This window comes from Saccharothrix sp. (assembly GCF_031180885.1).
Lineage (GTDB): Bacteria > Actinomycetota > Actinomycetes > Mycobacteriales > Pseudonocardiaceae > Actinosynnema.
This window is the reverse complement of the sequence record NZ_JAPSLK010000090.1, coordinates 1-19518: the sequence shown is the minus strand read 5'-3', so window position 1 is coordinate 19518 and position 19518 is coordinate 1. Positions and strand designations below refer to the sequence as shown.

Genomic DNA, 19518 nt, shown 5'->3' with positions numbered 1-19518 from the left:
CATTCACCACGCCACGACCCCATCGATTTCAACGACCCGACGAGCTTCCGCATGACCTCCTCGTAGTCGTCGTCGAAAAACAGGCACATCGCCTGACAGAACCGCACCATCACATGTGCGGGAAGCAAGCGCGTCCGCTGCTCGCGCCTACCGGTCTCCTCCAGGATCTCCTCGATCAAGTCCCGTGAAACCACATCAGCCAGGACACCGAGTGAAATCCGGTCGACAAGCCGGACATCCTCGTCATCCTCGACCGACGCCTTCTTCTGACCAGCGCGAGCCATAACCCGATCTTACCGTACAAAGCCCTAACTTAGCGGCATTGGGCCATGCGGGGATGACACAAGCAAGAAGCCCGGGTCGAGGTGTGTGCCCCGGCGGCACTGCCCGACGGCGCTGCGCGCCGAAAGCAGGCCCACGTTTGGCGCGGGTCAGCCCTCGTAGGTGTCCTCCGGGGGCGTGATCGGGTTGATGGCGCTGACGGTGAAGGTCGGCACGTAGGCGTTGTCCTTGGTCGCCGAACCCGGCACCACGCGGCCGGTCGCCTCGATCCACTGGTCGTCCGGCAGACCGGCGAAGTCCTGGCCGACCATCAGCGTCTTCACCGGGGCCGCGTCGGCCGCGCAGCACGAAATGGTGAGTCGCGCCAGGTAGACGTTGCTCTCCTTCCGCACCACAAAACCGGTCAGCCGCACAGTCCGGTCGTTCAACGAGCCCGAGTCGTCCCAAGCCGTGCGCGTGACGAATTCACCGATGGTCAGAGGCACGACCTCGTCCGAGGGCAGAGGGGCGAAGCCGTTGCTCGCCTTCGACTCCTGGGCGGCATTCCGGTCCGAACGGTTCACCGTGTCCGCACCCAACGCGGGCGGGCTGATCAGGAAGACCGCGAGCACCGGCAGGAGGAGCATCCACGGGCTGCGGGACTTGCCGTGTTCGTGGCCCTCGTGGGCGTGGGCCTCGTGGTCGTGTTCAGCGGTTCGGCCGGCGCGCAGGTCGCGGGCGATGGAGAACACCGCCAGCAGGATCATGACCGCGCCCGTGCCGATCAGCCACGGTTGCAGGGACTCCTTCACGTACCTCAGATACGTACCGCTCAGAGCCAGCTTCAGCAGAGCCCCGCCGAGCAGCACCAACAGGATGTTCTGCGTTTCCCGCCTCATAGGAACACCGCTCCCGCCGCCAACGCACTCGCGATCGCCACGACAAACGTCACCGGCGCGAACCGCGCCGCGAAACCCCGACCGAAGGTCCCCGCCTGCAACGCGATGAGCTTCACGTCCACAGCCGGACCGACCACCAGGAACACCAACCTCGGCAGCAGCGGCAACGCCGACATCGACACCGCGACGAACGCGTCCGCCTCGCTGCACAGCGCCAGCACCACCGCCAGCAGGGCCATCACCAGCACGCCGAGCACGATCTGCGCGCCCAGCGTCTCCATCCACTCCGCCGGCACCAGCACGTTGAACGCCGCCGCGAACACACCGCCGAGCACCAGGAACCCACCGGCCTCGACCAGGTCGTGCCGAGCGGTCTCCGCGAACACCACCCAGCGGGACGTGCCGTCACGATCCGGCAAGCGCCGCAGCGCGCGTTCGGCGATCCACTCCGCCTTGCCGAAGCGCACCCACAGCCAGCCCATGATCACGGCCGTCAGCAAGGAGCCCAGGAAACGGGCGGGCACCATCAAAGGCGCATCGCGGAACGCCACGGCGGTCGACACCAGGACGATCGGGTTCACCGCCGGCGCGGCCAGCAGGAACGACAGCGCGACCGCCGGGGCCACGCCCTGCTGCATCAAGCGGCGGGCGACCGGCACCGACGCGCACTCGCAGCCGGGCAGGGCCACGCCCGCCACACCCGCCACGGGCACGGCCAGCGCGGTCTTGCGGGGCAGCAGGCGGCGGAGGGTGGACGCGGGGACGAAGGCCGCGATCGCGCCGCTGATCAGGACACCGAGCACGAGGAACGGCAGGGCCTGCACGCACACCGCGACGAACACCGTGGACGCGGTGCGCAGGACGGGCGCGTCCAGAGCGGACACCAGCCAGTCCTGGAAGACCAGGGCGACCACGAGCACCACGCAGAGCACCTCGAGCGAGGTGACGCGCAGCTTCGGCGGGGTGCGGCGCGGGCGCGATCCCCGGATCTCGCCAGTGATTGTCACTTCCGAGATGATGCCAGGAACACCCCGCGCCGCCGAACCCCACCTATGTCGGGTTTTCGACATCCTCCCGGAGTTCGGCGATGGTCGACAAGACGTCCATCGCCGATCGCACCGGCAGCAGCGGCTCGACGACCGCCGACACGCCGCGGCCCTCGGCGATGACCTCCTCGGCCAGCGCCACGGCCTCGTCCCGCTCGTACGGGCCGCACACGAACGACGCCCACTCCTCGCCCGCGGACGCCTCGAACGTGATCGCCCAGGGCAAGCCCTCGACCTCGGAGTCGTCGTCCGGCTCGTACACCACCACGCCGCCCATCAGGCACCGCCCTCCGCGTTCGCCAGCAGCTCCGCGCGCAGCTGGGACGCCGTCGACACGACCAGCATGAGCAGGGTGCTCAGCGGTTCGGGTTTGAGACCTTCCGCGGGGAACGCGTACCGCAGGGTCACGTCCATCCCGCGCTCGGTGTGCACCACGCCGAGCGTGCCGAACAGGCCCTGACCGGCCCGTTCGGCGGCGGAGGAGGCCAGGTCGCGGTTCTCCGGCAGGTCCCACGCCACCACGCAGGTCAGGCTGAGCACGGTCAGGCCCTCGGCCAGCCGCATCGCCTGCACCGCGCACGGCACGTCGCCGTGCCGGAAGCTCAACGCGCCGTCGTCGTCGACGTGCACGTCGTGGAACAGCTCCAGCGCCTGGCGGGCGCCGGTGAGCAGCTCCGCGGTCACGGCGGCGTCCTCGTCGGTCACTCGGTCTCCTCCTCGGGCTTGTCCACCGCGCCGCCGAAGCGGCGGTCGCGCCGGGCGAACGCCTCGCACGCGTTCCACATGTCCCGGCGGTCGAAGTCGGGCCACAGGATGTCCTGGAACACCAGTTCCGCGTACGCCGACTGCCAGAGCAGGAAGTTCGACGTGCGCTGCTCGCCCGACGGGCGGATGAACAGGTCCACGTCCGGCATCTCCGGCTGGTACAGGAACCGGTTGACGGTCCGCTCGTCGACCTTCTCCGGGTTGATCTTGCCCGCCGCGGCCAGCCGCGCGATCTCGCGCGCCGCGTCGCCGATCTCGGCCCGGCCACCGTAGTTGATGCACATCGCGAGGTTGAGCACGTCGTTGTCCTTCGTGCGCTCCTCCGCGACCTCCAGCTCCTTGATGACGCTGCGCCACAGCCGGGGCCGGCGGCCCGCCCAGCGCACCCGGACGCCGAGTTCGTCCAGCTCGTCGGTGCGGTGGTGGATGACGTCGCGGCTGAAGCCCATGAGGAAGCGGACCTCCTCCGGGCTGCGCCGCCAATTCTCGGTGGAGAACGCGTACAGCGACAGCCACTTCACGCCCATCTCGATGGCGCCCTTGGCGGCCTCGACGACGACGGCCTCGCCGCGCTTGTGCCCCTCGATGCGGGACAGGCCGCGCTGGTTGGCCCACCGCCCGTTGCCGTCCATGACGATCGCGATGTGCTGCGGCACGAACTCGGCCGGGATCGCGGGCGGCGTGGCGCCGGAGGGGTGCGGTTCCGGGGGCTTGGGCACGCGCTGGACGCGTTCGACCCGCCGTCGGCGGAGCATGGGGGTCCTCTCGGGTTCGGGTGGGGACTGCGGCAGGCTATCCGTCCGCCAGCGGGGCTTTGCGCTCGACCAACGGCAGCGAGCGCAACTGCCGCTCGAGGTGCCACTGCAGGTGCGCGGCGACCAGGCCGCTGGCCTCGCGGCGAGGCCCGTTCGGGATGCCGTCGACGACGTCCCACTCGCCGTGCAGCAGCGCGCCGAGGAGGCGGAGGGTGTCCTGGTTGGGCTGGGCGCTGCCCGGCGGGCGGCAGTTGTGGCACACCAGCCCGCCCGCGTGCACGTTGAACGCGCGGTGCGGGCCGGGGTCGCCGCAGCGGGCGCACTCGTTGACCGCGGGTGCCCAGCCCGCGAACGCCATCGCCCGCATGAGGAACGCGTCGAGGATCAGGGACGGGTCCCGCTCCTTGGCCGCGAGCGCCCTCAACGCGCCCGTGACCAGCAGGTACAGCCGGAGGACCGGCTCGCCCTCCTCGGCGGTGAGCCGGTCGGCGGTCTCCAGCACCGCGCACGCCGCCGTGTACCGCTGGTAGTCGTCGACCAGGTCGACGTGGAAGGCGTCGAGGGTCTGCACCTGGGTCACCACGTCCAGCGACCGGCCCGGGTAGAACTGGACGTCCACGTGCCCGAACGGCTCCAGCCGGGCCCCGAACCGCGACGACGTCCGCCGCACGCCCTTGGCGACCGCGCGCACCTTGCCGTGCTTCTGGGTGAGCAGGGTGATGATCCGGTCCGCCTCGCCGAGCTTCTGCACCCGGAGGACCACGCCCGTGTCCCGGTACAGGTTGGCCATCAGAACCCGAGTCTACGGAGCTGCTTCGGGTCGCGCTGCCAGTCCTTGGCGATCTTGATGTGCAGGTCCAGGTACACGCGGGTGCCCAGCAGCTTCTCGATGTGCCGGCGCGAGGTGATGCCGACCTGCTTCAGGCGCTCGCCCCGGTGGCCCAGGATGATCGCCTTCTGGCTGGGGCGCTCCACGAAGACGTTGGCGTGGATGTCCACCAGGTCGTCCCGGCCCTCGCGGGGCAGCATCTCCTCCACCACGACGGCGATGGAGTGCGGCAGCTCGTCCCGCACGCCTTCCAGGGCGGCCTCGCGGATCAGCTCGGCGACCAGCGTCTGCTCGGGCTCGTCGGTCAGCTCGCCGTCCGGGTACAGCGGCGGCCCCTCGGGGAGCTTGCCCACGAGCAGGTCGGAGAGCGTGTCGACCTGGTAGCCGTCCTGGGCGGAGACCGGGATGAGGTCGGCGAACTCCATCACGTTCTGGAGGGCGAGGAGCTGTTCGGCTGTTTGCTGCTGGCTGACCAGGTCGGTCTTGGTGACGATGCCGATGACCGGGGTGCGCTTGGCGATCTTCTGGAGTTCCGCGGCGATGAACTTGTCGCCGGGCCCCACCTTCTGGTCGGCCGGGACGCAGAAGCCGACGACGTCCACCTCGGACCAGGTCTCCCGGACCAGGTCGTTGAGGCGCTGGCCGAGCAGGGTCCGGGGGCGGTGCAGGCCGGGGGTGTCGACGAGCACGAGCTGGCCGTCGTCGCGGTGCACGATGCCCCGGATGGTGTGCCGGGTCGTCTGGGGCTTGCTGGAGGTGATCGCGACCTTGGTCCCCACCAGCGCGTTGGTCAGCGTCGACTTGCCTGCGTTGGGCCGGCCGACGAAGCACGCGAACCCGGAGCGGTAACCATCCATCCCTCCATTGTCCCTGTGCCCCGCCGGCCCGCCGCGCCAACCCTCAGCCACGGTCGGGCGCGACCGCGCACCACTCGTCGCGGTCGAGCACGGCCAGGTAGCGGTCCACGACGCCGAACCCGTTCTTCAGCGTCGAACCGGCCAGAGCCGCCGCCATTGGGCGGCCGCAGCGATGTGTGTCGAACCGAGCGGCCGGCGCGGCGGCATCGGCGTCGCGGTCGTCGAAGTGCCGGGCGACGGGCGCACACGCCGGTGGTCGTGGTAGCTGAGCCGGGCCGGGCGGACTCGGTGCCGTCGGTCGTCGGGACACGGCTTGCCCATCAGCGGGCAGCGGAGGGTTGCTGCTTGGGCGGCGTGATCCGGTTCAGTTCCAGCACCTCGGGCATGGGGCCGCCGTTGCGGAGCCACTTCTCCAGGTCGTCCATGATCGCGTCGTGCAGGACGAAGCCCAGCCACACCGGCTTCGCGCCCGCCGGCTTCACCACGATCACGTTCGAGTTCTCACAGGCGTCCAGGCAGTCGGCGACCCGCAGGCGGACCGTCCCGCCCGACTGCGCCGCCACCTCCCGCAACCGCCGGAGCTGGGCCTCGTGGTCGTAGTCGGGGTGCTTCTTGGTGGTGCCGCAGCAGCAGCCGCGGCACACCGTGACGTAGTTGCGCAAGGTCAGACGGTCTCCACCAGGGCACCCGAGGCGTCGGCGCGCAGCACGGGAGCGGAAGCGGTCAGGTCGCGGACGGCGGACACCGAAGCCGGGTCCACCTCATCCGAAGCGGTCACCACGGCCGCCGCCTCCAGGCCCTCGGCGCCGCTGGAGACGGCCGCCGCCACAGCCGCCTGGAGAGCGGTGAGCTTCAGGGAAGGCAGGGCGACCGTCGTGGCGGCGTAGGTGCGGCCGTCGGTGTCGCGGACCGCCGCGCCCTCCGGAGCACCCGTGCGGGCGCGGGCGGACCTCGCCAGGGTGATGATCTTCTGGTCCTCGGGGTCTAGCTCACTCACCTTGGGTCCCCTCGTCGTCGTCAGCGCCTGCCACCGGGCGGACCAGCACCGTCGTGATCCGCATCCGCCCGCGTTCGTCCTTGCCGCCCTCGGCCCGCATCCGCAGGCCCGCGATCTCCGCCTCCGTGCCGGGCAGCGGCACCCGGCCCAGGCGCTGCGCCAGCAGCCCGCCCACGGTCTCCACCTCGTGGTCGTCCAGCTCGGTGCCGAACAGCGCGTCCAGGTCGTCCACCGGCAGCCGGGCGCTCACCCGCACCGAACCGTCCGTCAGGTGCTCCACCGGCGGCCGGTCGTCGGTGTCGGACTCGTCGGTGATCTCGCCGACGATCTCCTCCAGGATGTCCTCGATCGTCAGCAGACCCGCCGTGCCGCCGTACTCGTCCACCACGATCGCCAGGTGGTTGCGGGACAGCTGCATCTCGCGCAGCAGGTCCGCGATCGGCTTCGAGTCCGGGATGAACGACGCGGGCTTCATCACGTCCGCGACCACGGTCCCGTTCGGCTCCTCCGCCAGCGTCCGGCGCACCAGGTCCTTCAGGTTCACCACGCCGACGATGTCGTCCACGCTCTCGCCGATCACCGGCACCCGCGTGTACCCGGTGCGCAGCGACAGCGCCAACGCCTGCCGCACCGACTTGGTCTGCTCGATCCACACGATCTCGGTGCGCGGCACCATCACCTCGCGCGCGATGGTGTCACCCAGCTCGAACACCGAGTGGATCATCTCGCGCTCGCCCTCGTCCACGACGCCGCGCTCCTGCGCCATGTCCACCAGCTCGCGCAGCTCCACCTCGGACGAGAACGGCCCCTCGCGGAAGCCCTTGCCCGGCGTGATCGCGTTGCCCACCAGGATCAGCAGCCGCGACAACGGCCCCAGCACCCGCCCGAGCACCCGGATCGGCCCCGCCGCGATCAGGCTCACCGCGTACGGGTGCTGCCGGCCCAGGGTCCGCGGGCCGACGCCGACCAGCACGTACGACACGACCAGCATGCTCAGCCCGGCGACCAGCACCGCCACCCAGCCGGTCTCGATCGACCGCAGGCACACCACGGTCACCAGCACCGTCGCCGACAGCTCGCAGCCCAGCCGCAGCAACAGCAGCAGGTTGACGTGCCGCGGCCGGTCCGCCAGCACCTGGATCAACTGCCGCGCGCCCGCCCGGCCCTGCCGCAGCAACGCCTCGACGCGCGCCCGCGACACCGTGCCCAGCGCCGCGTCCGCGCCCGCGAACACGCCCGCCGCCAGCACCAGCGCCACGGCCAGGACGACGAGGCTGGTGGAGTCCCCGATCACCACGGCCCCCGCGTCAGGCGCCCGGGTCGGGCCTGCCGGACTCGTCGGAGTCCTCCAGGCCCACCGCCCCGAGCAGCTTGGAGTCCGCCTCGCGCTGCGCCGACTTCCGCTCGGCCTCGGCGGTGGCCGTGCGGAAGTCGCCCAGGATGCGGTTCTGGAGGGTGAACATCTCCCGCTCCTCCGCGGGCTCGGCGTGGTCGTAGCCCAGCAGGTGCAGCACGCCGTGCACGGTCAGCAGGTGCAGCTCGTCCAGCAGGCTGTGGCCCGCCTTCTTGGCCTGGTCCTTGGCGAACTCCGGGCACAGCACGATGTCCCCGAGCAGCGCCGGACCCAGGCCCGTCGCGTCCGGGCGGCGGGCCGAGTCCAGCTCGTCCATCGGGAAGGCCATGACGTCGGTCGGGCCGGGCAGGTCCATCCAGCGCTGGTGCAGGTCGGCCATCACGTCCAGCTCCACCAGCAGGACGGACAGCTCCGCCAGCGGGCTGACACCCATCCGGTCCAGCGCGAATCGGGCGGCGGCGACGATGGACGGCTCGTCCACGGTCACGCCCGACTCGTTCGCGATCTCGATGCTCACGGCGCCTATCGTCCCCGCCGGTGCCCCCGGGACCGCGCACCGGGTCCGGCGTGGCTCTGCCGGTCTTGCCCGAGGTCGCGCTCGTCCTGCTCGACCTGCCACTTCTCGTAGGCGTCGACGATGTCCGCGACCAGCCGGTGGCGGACGACGTCGTTGCTGGTCAGGACGGAGAAGTGGACGTCCTCGACGCCTTCGAGGATGTCCTTGACGACCTTGAGCCCGGACCGCTGCCCGCCGGGCAGGTCGACCTGGGTGATGTCGCCGGTCACCACGATCTTGGAGCCGAAGCCCAGTCGGGTGAGGAACATCTTCATCTGCTCGGGCGTGGTGTTCTGCGCCTCGTCAAGGATGATGAAAGCATCATTAAGCGTTCTGCCGCGCATATAAGCCAAGGGCGCGACCTCGATCGTGCCGGCCTGGGTGAGGCGCGGGATGGACTCCGGGTCGACCATGTCGTGCAGCGCGTCGTACAGGGGGCGCAGGTACGGGTCGATCTTCTCGTACAGGGTGCCCGGCAGGTAGCCCAGTCGCTCGCCCGCCTCGACCGCCGGTCGGGTCAGGATGATGCGGTTGACCTGCTTGGCCTGCAACGCCTGCACGGCCTTCGCCATCGCCAGGTACGTCTTGCCGGTGCCCGCCGGACCGATGCCGAACACGACGGTGTTCTTGTCGATCGCGTCCACGTAGTGCTTCTGGTTCAGCGTCTTGGGGCGGATCGTGCGGCCGCGGCGGGAGATGATGTCCAGGCTCAGCACCTCGGCGGGCGACTCGCCGGTGCCCGCGGACAGCATCGCCACCGTGCGGCGGACCGTGTCCGGACCGACCTCCTGGCCCCGGCTGGCCAGCGTCACCAGCTCGGAGAACACCCGCTCCGCGAACGCCACGTCGGCAGGCTTGCCGGAGAGGGTGACCTCGTTGCCGCGCACGTGCACGTCGGCGTCGAGCAGGTCCTCGGCGAGCCGGAGGTTCTCGTCGCGCGAACCGAGCAGGGCGAGCACCGCACCGTCGGGCACGGCGAACTTGGACTGGGCGTCTGCCGCGGCGCCTGCCTGCGGCGTGGTGTCTGCGGTGTCGGCCACGTGGCCTCGGGCCTGCTTCCTGCGCGTTCGCGCCGAACTCGGTGTACTTGACCTACCGCCGTCGATGCTAGCCGCCGGCACCGACAGTCCGCACCGGAGTAAGAAACCGGTGGACGGCACCGGTGTACTCGTCGGTGTGACCGTTCTGCGCACCCTGACCTCGGCCGACGTGCCCGCGTGCCTGGCCCTCGCCGCCGACCGGGACTGGCCGCCGGAGGAGGCGAAGTGGCGTTTCCTGCTGCGGGTCGGCACCGGCTTCGGGCTGTTCGACGGCCCGCGCCTGGTCGGCACGACGATCATCACCCGGTTCGGTGACGAGCACGCGGCGGTGAGCATGGTGCTCGTGGCCCCGTCGCACGGCCGGCGCGGGTTGGGGCGGCGGCTGGTCGAGCACGCCCTGGGGCACGCGGGGACCCCGGTGGCGTCGCTGTTCGCGACCCCGTTCGGCAAGCCGTTGTACGAGAGGTTGGGTTTCCGGTCGGTCGGCGTGGTGGCGGGCCACTTCGGCACCCTGGACGTGCCGCGGTCGGGCGTGAGCGTCCCGGTGGAAGACCGGGACCACCTGGTGAAGCTCGACGCGGCGGTGTTCGGGGCGGACCGGTCGGCGATGTGGGAGTCGTACTTCGACTTCGCGCGGGAGGTGCGGGTGTCGCCGGACGGGTTCGCCGCGTCCTGGCGCAACACCGACCGGCTCATGCTCGGCCCGATCGTCGCCGGGTCGCTCGCCGAGGCGAAAGCCCTGATCAGCGACGTGGCCGACGGCCCTTCCCGGGTGGACGCGGGCGACCCGGCGCTGCGGGCGTGGCTGACCGAGCACGGGATGCCGGCCCGGTTCGAGGTGGACCTGATGGTGCGCGGCGAGTTCAGCGGCGCCCGGGAACGGCTGTGGGCGCCGCTGATGCAGGCGCTCGGCTAGGCGGGCACCGGGTCAGGCGAGGGCGCCGAGCTTGCGGCCGCCGAGCAGGTGCAGGTGGGCGTGGAAGACGGTCTGGCCGGCGTCCGCGCCGGTGTTGAACAGCAGCCGGTAGCCGCCGTCGGTGACGCCCTCGGCCTCGGCCACCTCGCCGGCGGCGCGGAACAGGTCGTCCAGCACGCCCGGCGCGGCCTTGACCAGGGAGACCGCGTCCGGCGAGTGCAGCTTGGGCACCAGCACGACGTGGGTCGGGGCCTGCGGCGAGATGTCGCGGAACGCCGTGGTCGTCTCGGTCTCGTGGACGATGGTCGCCGGGATCTCGCCCTGGACGATGCGGCAGAACAGGCAGTCGGAGGACATGCCGGGCAGGCTAGCGGGCCAGGCGCAGCGCGGCGTCCCGGCAGACCGCCCACGCCGGGTGACCGGCCTCGATCAGCTCCATGTGCCCGACGCCGGGCAGCACGACCAGTTCCGCCCCGCTCGACGCCGCGAAGGCCTCGCTCTGCGCCACGGGCACGTCCTCGTCGTCGGTGCCGTGCACGAGCACCATCGGCTTGGCGATGGGCAGCAGGGCCGCCGGCGAGGCGTCGGCGTAGAAATCGGGCACTTCCTCGGGCGTCCCGCCGAGCAGTTCGGCGGCGCGCCGGGTGATCTGCGGGTGCTGGAGGAAGTCGAGGACCCCGGCCTGCGCGACCGCACCGACCACGCGCGGGTGCCGGGCCGCCGCCCACACGGCCAGGTGGCCGCCCGCCGAGTGGCCCAGCGTCACCACGTCGGCGTCCAGGGCGTCGATGGCGGCCAGCACGTCCTCGCCGGTCGCGGGCCACCCGCCGTCGCCGTCCACCCGCCGGTATTCGACGTTGAACGCGGTCACGCCGTGCGCCGCCAGATCGGCGGCGAGAGGGCGGCCGAGTTCGAGTCCGTAGCGCTGGTGCCAGAAACCGCCGTGGATGACGACGACAACGGGAAACGAATCGCCGCCAGCCGGTGACGACAATTCACCGAACTGGCTCGCGTGAGTTCCGTAGGAGATGCGCCGCAAGGTGAAAACCCCTCCACACAAAAAAGGGGCCGCGTCGCGATGGGACCTGGGGGTCGCCCCACCGCGACGCGGCGACGCCGGACCGAGGGGGGAGGTGTCCGGCGAGTCTGCTCTGAAGGGCCGAATCCGACTAGACCAATGCAACCCCTCAGGCCATGAGAGTAACCCCTAAATCCGGTGTTCGCCAGAAGAACGCAATGCCCGTCACCGCCAGCGATCGGTCAGCACACCCAGCGCACCCAAAGCCACCGCGGCGGCCGTGGAAGCTCGCAGAACGGTAGGGCCCAGTCGCACAACGTGCGCGCCTGCCTGCGTCAACGCCTTCAGCTCTTCTTCAGCGATGCCGCCCTCGGGTCCGACGACGAGCAGCACGTCACCCTCACTGGGGAGGTCGACGGTGCCGATGCCGGCGGTGGCCGACTCGTGCAAAACCAATGCAACAGTCGAGGACTCCACCAGACGGACCAACCCCGGTGTGCCGACGGGCTCGCCGACCTCCGGCACCCGTGCCCGTCGGGCCTGCTTCGCGGCTTCCCGCGCGGTGGCGCGCCAGCGTTCCAACGCCTTCGCGCCCCGCGGCCCGTCGTCCCACTTGGTGATGCAGCGCGACGCCTTCCAGGGCACCACACCGTCCACGCCGGCCTCGGTGGCCAGTTCGACGGCCAGCTCACCCCGGTCGCCCTTGACCAGCGCCTGCGCCACCACGACCCGCGGCGACGGCTCGGGCACCACCCAGCGCTCGACCACGGACAGCCGCAGCGAGTCCTTCAACGCCTCGGTGACCAGGCACCGCACCTGCGCGCCGGACCCGTCGGACAGCACCAGCTCCTCCCCCGCGCGCAACCGGCGCACGGTGGCGGCGTGCCTGCCCTCCGGACCGTCCAGGACGGCCTCGGACCCGGAGGGCAGCGCGGCGACCAGGAAGACCGGCAGCGTCACCGGTGCCCGCGCCCGGAGCGCAGCCGCGAGAACAGCCCGCCGCCGCCCTTGCCGTTGTGGGCCAGCGACGGCTCCTCCTCGCCGCGCGCCACGGCCAGCTCCCGCAGCAGCTCGGTCTGGCGGGCGTCGAGCTTGGTCGGCACCACGACCTCCAGGTGGACGTGCAGGTCGCCCCGCCCGTCGACCCGGCCGCTGGAGCGCAGCCGCGGCATGCCCCGGCCGGTCAGCACCAGCTCGGTGCCCGGCTGGGTGCCCGGCTCGATCTCCAGCTCTTCCTCGCCGTCCAGGGTCTGCAGCGGCAGGACCGCGCCCAGCGCTGCGGTGGTCATCGGGATGCGGACCGAGCAGTGCAGGTTCACGCCGTCCCGCTCGAACACCTCGTGCGGGATCTCCTCGACCTCGACGTACAGGTCACCGGCCGGACCGCCGCCCGAGCCGACCTCGCCCTGGCCGGCGAGCCGCACCCGCATGCCCTCGGCGACACCGGGCGGGATCTGCACGGAGATCGTGCGCCGCGACCGGACCCGGCCCTCGCCCGCGCACTGCCGGCACGGGTCCGGGATGACCTCGCCGAACCCACGGCACACCGGGCACGGCCGGGCCGTCACCACCTGGCCCAGGAACGAGCGCTGCACCGACTGCACCTCGCCGCGCCCGCCGCAGGTGTCGCAGCGCACCGGGGACGTGCCGTCGGCGCAGCCGCTGCCCGTGCAGACGTCGCACAGGATGGCCGTGTCGACGGTCAGCTCCCGCGACGCGCCCGCCGCGCACTCCTCCAGCGTCATGGCCAGGCGGATCAGCGCGTCCGAACCCGGCTGCACCCGGCTGCGCGGACCCCGCGAACTGCCGCCGGCCGCGCCGAAGAACGCGTCCATGATGTCGCCGAGACCGAACCCCGCGCCCGCGAACGGGTCGCGCATGCCGCCGCCGCCCGGCTCCAACGGGTCGCCGCCCAGGTCGACGACCTGCCGCTTCTTCGGGTCGGACAGCACCTCGTAGGCGGCCGTCACCTCCTTGAAGCGGGCCTCCTCGTTGGGGTTGACGTCCGGGTGCAGCTGGCGCGCGAGCTTGCGGTAGGCGCGCTTGATCTCCTCGGGCGTCGCGTTCTTGGAGACCCCGAGCGTGCCGTAGTAGTCCCTCGCCACCGTGTGTCCTCCTGCGGGCGCGCGTGGATCACGCGCTCGCTCGCTTGCGAAACGTCTTGTGCGCCTTCGGTGTTCCCGGCTCAGCTGGAGGTGAGGATCTCCCCGACGTACCCGGCGACCGCGAGCACGGCCGCCATCGTCCCCGGGTAGTCCATCCGCGTCGGACCCACCACTCCCATGCCCCCGAGCAGCTTGTCCCGGCTGCCGTAGCCGATGGACACGACCGAGGTGCTGCGCATCTCGGCCGCCTCGTTCTCCTCGCCGATGTGCACCAGGACCGTGCCGGGGTCGCGGGCCGCGGCCAGCAGCTTCAGCACCACGACCTGCTCCTCCAGCGCCTCCAGCACCTGGCGCAGCGAACCGGGGAAGTCTGCCACGTTGCGGGTGAGGTTCGCGGTGCCACCCAGCACCAGTCGCTCTTCCGGGTGCTCGACCAGGGATTCGATCAGCACGGTGCTCACCCGCGTCACCGCGTCGCGCAGCTCGGCGGGCGCGTGGTCGGGCAGCTGGGCGACCTCGGCGGAGGCGTCCGCCAGGCGCTTGCCGACCATCGCCCCGTTGAGCAGGGCGCGCATGCGGGCGACGTTCTCCTCGGTGATGACGTCCCCGAGGTCGACGCTGCGCTGGTCCACGCGGCCGGTGTCGGTGATGAGCACCAGCATCAGCCGGGCGGGTGTGATGGCGAGCACTTCCAGGTGCCGCACGGTGGACCGGCTCAGCGTCGGGTACTGGATGACCGCGACCTGCCGGGTGAGCTGGGCGAGCAGGCGCACGCTGCGGCGCAGGACGTCGTCGAGGTCGTAGGCGCCGTCGAGGAAGCTGCGGATGGCCCGGCGCTCGGGGGAGGACAGCGGCTTGACCTCGCTGAGCCGGTCGACGAACAGCCGGTAGCCCTTGTCCGTGGGCACGCGGCCGGCGCTGGTGTGCGGCTGCGTGATGTACCCGTCCTCTTCGAGGGCGGCCATGTCGTTGCGCACGGTCGCACTGGAGACGCCCAGGTTGTGCCGCTCGACCAGCGCTTTCGACCCGACGGGCTCCTGGTTGGAGACGTAGTCGGCGACGATGGCGCGCAACACCTCGAACCGGCGCTCATCCGCGTTCACGCGCGTCACCTCCACATCGACGACCTGCTTCACCTCGAGTTTACGGAGCTGGGACGACTCATAGGGAAACTGTGTGATGTGCGTTCGGCCGCGCGATCCCGGGGATCAGGTGAGGCGGCGGACCACGGCGTCGGCCAGCAGGCGGCCCCGGTTGGTCAGCACGCACCGGCCCTCCGCGAACGCCGTCTCCGAAAGCAGCCCGTCCCGCACGGCGATCTTCGCCTCGGCCCGCCCGGACTCGTCCAGGACGTCCACGGGCAGGCCGGAAGCCAGGCGCAGCTCCAGCAACACCCGCTCGACCCGCCGGTCCTCCTCCGACAGCACCTCCCGACCGGCCGCCGGGGACGTGCCCGAAGCCAGCAACGACGCGTACTTGGCCGGGTGCTTCACGTTCCACCACCGCACCCCGCCCACGTGGCTGTGCGCACCCGGACCCGCACCCCACCAATCAGCGCCCTGCCAGTACAGGACGTTGTGGCGGCACTCCGAAGCCTCCGAAGCCGCCCAGTTCGACACCTCGTACCAGCGCAACCCCCGCGCGGTCATGGCGGCGTCGATCAGTTCGTACTTGTCCGCCAGCACGTCGTCGTCGGGCATGGGCAGCTCACCGCGCCGCACCCGCCGCGCCAGCGCCGTCCCCTCCTCCACGATCAGCGCGTACGCCGACACGTGGTCCACGCCCGCCGAACCCACCGCGTCCAGCGACGCCTTCAGGTCGTCAGCCGACTCGCCCGGCGTCCCGTAGATCAGGTCCAGGTTCACGTGGTCGAACCCGGCCGCCCGCGCCTCCCGAGCGGCCGCGACCGGGCGGCCGGGGGTGTGGACGCGGTCGAGCACCGCCAGGACGTGCCGGGCCGCCGACTGCATGCCCAGGGACACCCGCGTGTAACCAGCGTCACGGATGGCCGCGAAGAACTCCGGCGAGGTCGACTCCGGGTTGGACTCCGTAGTGACTTCCGCATCACCCGCGAGCCCGAAGGACGAGCGGACGGCGTCCAACACCGACGCCAGACCGGACGACCCGAGCAGTGACGGTGTGCCACCACCCACGAACACGGTGTCCACCGGCGGGGGACCGCCCAGCACCCCCGCGGCCAGGTCCAGCTCGCGCCGCAAGCCCTCCAGCCAGGACTCCGGCGAGGCGGAAGTGCCCAGCTCACCGGCGGTGTAGGTGTTGAAGTCGCAGTAGCCGCAGCGGGTCGCGCAGAACGGCACGTGCACGTAGAGACCGAACGGGCGGGTGCCCAGACCCGCCAGGGCGGTCACGGGCAGTGAGCCGTCCGGGGGTGCGGGATCGCCGGTCGGCAGAGCGGAGGGCATGGCCCCATCCTCCCACCTGGCGGGTCCGCGGACCCCGTCCCACCATGCGGATGGCGGTGGACCACGGGGTGGACGCGTGGCACGCTGCAAACCATGACGTCGAACGGAGTGCGCCTGGTGGTCCGCCGCCACGTGGACTTCCGTCGTGTTTCCAGCGCGATGTGCCGCCGCTCGGCATAGCCCGCGCCCGACTCATGTTCCCGTCGGCGCCGGGTGCGCTGACGAGACCCCCACCACGGAACCACCGGGACTCGCACGCGCACCAGCGCCCCGAAACCCGGAGGACGAGATGGTCCCCCCGACGACGACACCCCCGCGCCCGAAGCAGCGCCGGGGTGAGGGGCAGTGGGCGCTGGGCTACCGCGAGCCGCTGAACCCCAACGAGCGGAGCAAGAAGGACGACAACCCGCTCAACGTCCGGTCTCGGATCGAGAACATCTACGCGCACCGCGGGTTCGACTCGATCGACCCCGCCGACCTGCGGGGCCGGTTCCGCTGGTACGGCCTCTACACCCAGCGCAAGCCCGGCATCGACGGCGGCCGCACGGCCACCCTCGAACCCGAAGAGCTGGACGACGAGTACTTCATGCTGCGCGTCCGCATCGACGGCGGGCGCCTCACCACGAGCCAGCTCGCGCTGATCGGCGAGCTGTCCCAGACCTACGCCCGGGACACCGCCGACATCACCGACCGGCAGAACGTCCAGTACCACTGGATCCGCATCGAGGACGTCCCCACCATCTGGCAGAAGCTGGAGGCGGCGGGCCTGACCACGATGGAGGCCTGCGGCGACAGCCCGCGCGTCGTGCTCGGCTCGCCGGTCGCGGGCATCGCCGAGGACGAGGTGATCGACGGCACGCCCGCGATCGACGAGATCCTGCGCCGCTACATCGGCGACCCGCGCTACTCCAACCTGCCGCGCAAGTTCAAGTCCGCGATCTCCGGCCTGCCGGACGTGGCGCACGAGATCCACGACGTGGCGTTCGTCGGCGTCGACCACCCCGAGCACGGCCCCGGCTTCGACCTGTGGGTCGGCGGCGGCCTGTCCACCAACCCGATGATCGCCAAGCGGCTGGGCACGTGGGTGCCGCTGGACGAGGTGCCGGACGTGTGGGAGGGCGTGATCAGCGTCTTCCGCGACTACGGCTACCGGCGGCTGCGGCACCGGGCGCGGATCAAGTTCCTGGTCGCCGACTGGGGCCCGGAGAAGTTCCGCCAGGTGCTGGAGGACGAGTACCTCAAGCGCAAGCTGATCGACGGCCCCGCGCCCGAGGTGCCCGAGGTCCCGCGCGACCACATCGGCGTGCACAAGCAGAAGGACGGCCTGTACTACGTGGGCGCGGCCCCGATCGCGGGCCGGGTCACCGGGTCCACGCTGGTCGAGGTGGCCAAGGTGGTCGAGCGGGCCGGGTCCACCCGGGTCCGGTTGACGCCGCAGCAGAAGCTGGTCGTGCTGGACGTGCCGGAGTCGGAGGTCAAGGCGCTCCAGGCGGACCTGGCGAAGCTGGGGCTGCAGACCGAGCCGTCGCCGTGGCGGCGCGGGGTCATGGCGTGCACCGGCATCGAGTTCTGCAAGCTCGCGATCGTCGAGACCAAGGCCCGCGCGGTGGACCTGGTGTCCACGCTCGAAGCTCGACTGGCGGACATCGTCGATGGCGTCACCGCCCCGATCTCGGTGCACATCAACGGCTGCCCGAACTCGTGCGCCCGCATCCAGACCGCGGACATCGGGCTCAAGGGCCAGATCGTCACCGACGCCGACGGCAACCAGGTCGAGGGCTTCCAGGTGCACCTGGGCGGCGGGCTGGGCCTGGACGCCGGGTTCGGCCGGAAGCTGCGCGGCCACAAGGTGACCGCCGCGGAGCTGTCCGGGTACGTCGAGCGGGTGGTGCGCAACTTCGTGGCGCAGCGCAAGGACGACGAGCGGTTCGCCCAGTGGGTCGCCCGCGCCGACGAGGCTGATCTCAAGTGAGCGAACGAGCCACTCCCTTCTACTGCCCGTACTGCGGCGACGAGGACCTGCGTCCTCAAGAGGAGCCGAGCTACTCGTGGCTCTGCGCCTCGTGCCGCCGTGTTTTCACCGTCAAGTTCGTGGGCCTAAATCTTCCGCGTGAGGCCTGCCTGCAGGGCCGAACCGTAGACACGGAGGTTCAGCGATGACCGCCCCCACCAGGGTCGAGGAACTGAAGGTGATCGCCGAGGCCGCCTCGGTGGAACTGGCCGACGCCACCGCCGAGGAAGCCCTCGCGTGGGTCGCCCGCACGTTCGGCGACAGCTGGATCGTCGCGTCGAACATGCAGGACGCCGTGCTGGTCGACCTGGCCACCAAGGTGAAGCCGGACGTGGACGTGCTGTTCCTGGAGACCGGCTACCACTTCGCGGAGACCATCGGCACCCGCGACGCGGTGGACCTGGTCTACCCGGAGGTGCGGATCGTCAACGCCGCGGCCGAGCAGTCGGTGGCCGACCAGGAAGCCGAGTTCGGGCTGCTCAACCGGACCGACCCGAACCGCTGCTGCCACCTGCGCAAGGTGATCCCGTTGCAGCGCACGCTGAAGGACTACGACGCGTGGGTCACCGGCGTGCGCCGCGTGGACGCGCCGACCCGGGCGAACACGCCGATCGTGCAGTGGGACGACCGCAACGGGCTGGTGAAGGTCAACCCGATCGCGCCGTGGTCGGACGAACAGTTCAACGCCTACATCGCCGAGCACGGGATCCTGGAGAACCCGTTGGTGCAGGAGGGCTACCTCTCCATCGGGTGCGCCCCGTGCACCTCGAAGCCGCTGCCGGGCCAGGACGCGCGCAGTGGCCGCTGGGCCGGTACTTCGAAGACGGAATGCGGGTTGCACGGATGAGCGTGGGCACAGCTCTGGACACGTTGGGACGCCTGGAATCCGAGGCGATCCACATCTTCCGCGAGGTCGCGGGCGAGTTCGACCGGCCGGTGATCCTGTTCTCCGGCGGCAAGGACTCGACCCTGCTCCTCCACCTGGCCGTGAAAGCGTTCTGGCCCGCGCCGGTTCCCTTTCCCCTCCTACATGTCGATACCGGACACAACTTCCGGGAAGTCATCGACTTCCGGGACCGCACGGTCGAGAAGTACAACCTCCGGCTGGAAGTGGCCAGCGTCCAGGACTACATCGACGACGGAAGGCTTTCCGAGCGCCCTGACGGCACCCGGAACCCCTTGCAGACGGTGCCTTTGCTGGACGCGATCACCAACCACAAGTTCGACGCCGTGTTCGGCGGCGGGCGCCGTGACGAGGAACGCGCCCGCGCGAAGGAGCGCATTTTCAGCCTGCGCAACGCCTTCGGCCAGTGGGAGCCGCGGCGGCAGCGTCCCGAATTGTGGAACCTCTACAACGGGAGGCACCGCCCGGGGGAACATGTGCGGGTATTCCCGCTCTCCAACTGGACCGAGCTGGACGTCTGGCACTACATCGCGCGGGAGGGGATCGAATTGCCGTCGATCTACTACGCGCACCAGCGCGAGGTGTACCTGCGCGACGGGATGTGGCTGGCGGAAGGCCCGTGGGGCGGCCCGCGCGAAGGCGAGCAGCTCGTGAGCAAGACCGTGCGGTACCGGACCGTCGGGGACGGTTCGTGCACGGGTGCGGTGGAGTCGGACGCGGCGGACATCGAGGCGGTCATCGCGGAGGTGGCCGCGTCGCGGTTGACCGAGCGCGGTGCGACC

General features: G+C 71.1%; 24 protein-coding genes. 5 read left to right on the top strand and 19 right to left on the bottom strand.

Annotated elements, in window-relative coordinates; all coding sequences use genetic code 11:
• The 13 genes from RIN75_RS42260 to RIN75_RS42200 all read right to left on the bottom strand — a co-directional run.
• Positions 1–284: transposase domain-containing protein (locus tag RIN75_RS42260; protein ID WP_309117735.1), on the bottom strand; the 284-nt coding region annotated here is incomplete at its 3' end.
• A gap of 147 nt (positions 285–431) precedes the next feature.
• Positions 432–1160, bottom strand: a complete 729-nt coding sequence (locus RIN75_RS42255; RefSeq protein ID WP_309117734.1) for a TIGR03943 family putative permease subunit — start codon at positions 1158–1160, stop codon at positions 432–434.
• Positions 1157–2167, bottom strand: coding sequence for a permease (locus tag RIN75_RS42250; protein WP_309117733.1), 1011 nt, complete (start codon positions 2165–2167; stop codon positions 1157–1159). Before RIN75_RS42250 ends, RIN75_RS42255 begins: the two co-directional genes overlap by 4 nt.
• Before the next feature lie 43 nt (positions 2168–2210).
• Entirely contained in the window at positions 2211–2483 is a 273-nt protein-coding gene (locus RIN75_RS42245; protein ID WP_309117732.1) for a hypothetical protein, read from the bottom strand.
• The gene (locus tag RIN75_RS42240; RefSeq protein ID WP_309117731.1) at positions 2483–2911 is read right to left on the bottom strand and encodes a YbjN domain-containing protein; all 429 of its coding nucleotides are present in this window, start codon (positions 2909–2911) and stop codon (positions 2483–2485) included. The genes RIN75_RS42245 and RIN75_RS42240 overlap by 1 nt, the downstream gene beginning before the upstream one ends.
• The gene (locus RIN75_RS42235; protein ID WP_309117730.1) at positions 2908–3726 is read right to left on the bottom strand and encodes an isoprenyl transferase; all 819 of its coding nucleotides are present in this window, start codon (positions 3724–3726) and stop codon (positions 2908–2910) included. The genes RIN75_RS42240 and RIN75_RS42235 overlap by 4 nt, the downstream gene beginning before the upstream one ends.
• A gap of 37 nt (positions 3727–3763) precedes the next feature.
• Positions 3764–4516 (bottom strand): DNA repair protein RecO, encoded by a 753-nt coding sequence (gene recO / locus RIN75_RS42230; RefSeq protein ID WP_309117729.1) that lies wholly within the window; start codon positions 4514–4516, stop codon positions 3764–3766.
• Entirely contained in the window at positions 4516–5412 is an 897-nt protein-coding gene (gene era / locus RIN75_RS42225; protein WP_309117728.1) for a GTPase Era, read from the bottom strand. The genes recO and era overlap by 1 nt, the downstream gene beginning before the upstream one ends.
• Positions 5413–5732: 320 nt before the next feature.
• The gene (locus tag RIN75_RS42220) at positions 5733–6074 is read right to left on the bottom strand and encodes a (2Fe-2S) ferredoxin domain-containing protein (protein ID WP_309117727.1); all 342 of its coding nucleotides are present in this window, start codon (positions 6072–6074) and stop codon (positions 5733–5735) included.
• 2 nt (positions 6075–6076) lie between these two features.
• Positions 6077–6409 carry a cytidine deaminase gene (locus tag RIN75_RS42215; RefSeq protein WP_309117726.1) on the bottom strand — a complete coding sequence of 111 codons (333 nt, stop codon included), beginning with the start codon at positions 6407–6409 and terminating at the stop codon, positions 6077–6079.
• The gene (locus tag RIN75_RS42210; RefSeq protein WP_309117736.1) at positions 6402–7700 is read right to left on the bottom strand and encodes a hemolysin family protein; all 1299 of its coding nucleotides are present in this window, start codon (positions 7698–7700) and stop codon (positions 6402–6404) included. Before RIN75_RS42210 ends, RIN75_RS42215 begins: the two co-directional genes overlap by 8 nt.
• A 16-nt stretch (positions 7701–7716) precedes the next feature.
• The gene (gene ybeY, locus RIN75_RS42205; protein ID WP_309117725.1) at positions 7717–8280 is read right to left on the bottom strand and encodes an rRNA maturation RNase YbeY; all 564 of its coding nucleotides are present in this window, start codon (positions 8278–8280) and stop codon (positions 7717–7719) included.
• Positions 8281–8285: 5 nt separating this feature from the next.
• The gene (locus RIN75_RS42200) at positions 8286–9359 is read right to left on the bottom strand and encodes a PhoH family protein (RefSeq protein ID WP_309117724.1); all 1074 of its coding nucleotides are present in this window, start codon (positions 9357–9359) and stop codon (positions 8286–8288) included.
• Between the two features lie 136 nt (positions 9360–9495).
• Here RIN75_RS42200 and RIN75_RS42195 point away from each other — a divergent pair, with 136 nt between their 5' ends.
• Complete coding sequence (locus RIN75_RS42195; RefSeq protein WP_309117723.1) at positions 9496–10275, top strand: GNAT family N-acetyltransferase; 780 nt, start codon at positions 9496–9498, stop codon at positions 10273–10275.
• 12 nt (positions 10276–10287) lie between these two features.
• On the opposite strand, the gene RIN75_RS42190 is transcribed toward RIN75_RS42195, so the two are convergent.
• The 6 genes from RIN75_RS42190 to hemW all read right to left on the bottom strand — a co-directional run bounded on the left by RIN75_RS42190 (position 10288) and on the right by hemW (position 15821).
• Entirely contained in the window at positions 10288–10632 is a 345-nt protein-coding gene (locus RIN75_RS42190) for a histidine triad nucleotide-binding protein (RefSeq protein ID WP_309117722.1), read from the bottom strand.
• Positions 10633–10642: 10 nt separating this feature from the next.
• On the bottom strand, positions 10643–11314 hold the full coding sequence (locus tag RIN75_RS42185; protein ID WP_309117721.1) for an alpha/beta fold hydrolase: 672 nt from the start codon (positions 11312–11314) through the stop codon (positions 10643–10645).
• A gap of 204 nt (positions 11315–11518) precedes the next feature.
• Entirely contained in the window at positions 11519–12253 is a 735-nt protein-coding gene (locus tag RIN75_RS42180; RefSeq protein ID WP_309117720.1) for a 16S rRNA (uracil(1498)-N(3))-methyltransferase, read from the bottom strand.
• Positions 12250–13398 (bottom strand): molecular chaperone DnaJ, encoded by a 1149-nt coding sequence (dnaJ, locus tag RIN75_RS42175; RefSeq protein ID WP_309117719.1) that lies wholly within the window; start codon positions 13396–13398, stop codon positions 12250–12252. Before dnaJ ends, RIN75_RS42180 begins: the two co-directional genes overlap by 4 nt.
• Before the next feature lie 80 nt (positions 13399–13478).
• Positions 13479–14501 carry a heat-inducible transcriptional repressor HrcA gene (hrcA, locus tag RIN75_RS42170; RefSeq protein WP_309117718.1) on the bottom strand — a complete coding sequence of 341 codons (1023 nt, stop codon included), beginning with the start codon at positions 14499–14501 and terminating at the stop codon, positions 13479–13481.
• 105 nt (positions 14502–14606) lie between these two features.
• Complete coding sequence (gene hemW / locus RIN75_RS42165) at positions 14607–15821, bottom strand: radical SAM family heme chaperone HemW (protein ID WP_309117717.1); 1215 nt, start codon at positions 15819–15821, stop codon at positions 14607–14609.
• A gap of 289 nt (positions 15822–16110) precedes the next feature.
• On the opposite strand from hemW, the gene RIN75_RS42160 reads away from it, so the two are divergent.
• The 4 genes from RIN75_RS42160 to cysD all read left to right on the top strand — a co-directional run.
• Complete coding sequence (locus RIN75_RS42160) at positions 16111–17793, top strand: nitrite/sulfite reductase (protein ID WP_309117716.1); 1683 nt, start codon at positions 16111–16113, stop codon at positions 17791–17793.
• Entirely contained in the window at positions 17790–17981 is a 192-nt protein-coding gene (locus RIN75_RS42155; RefSeq protein ID WP_309117715.1) for an Insertion element protein, read from the top strand. Before RIN75_RS42160 ends, RIN75_RS42155 begins: the two co-directional genes overlap by 4 nt.
• Positions 17978–18679: a phosphoadenylyl-sulfate reductase gene (locus tag RIN75_RS42150; protein WP_309117714.1), complete on the top strand. Its 702-nt coding sequence runs from the start codon at positions 17978–17980 to the stop codon at positions 18677–18679. The genes RIN75_RS42155 and RIN75_RS42150 overlap by 4 nt, the downstream gene beginning before the upstream one ends.
• The coding region (cysD, locus tag RIN75_RS42145; RefSeq protein WP_309117713.1) for a sulfate adenylyltransferase subunit CysD at positions 18676–19518 on the top strand (843 nt) is incomplete at its 3' end. The genes RIN75_RS42150 and cysD, both read left to right, overlap by 4 nt.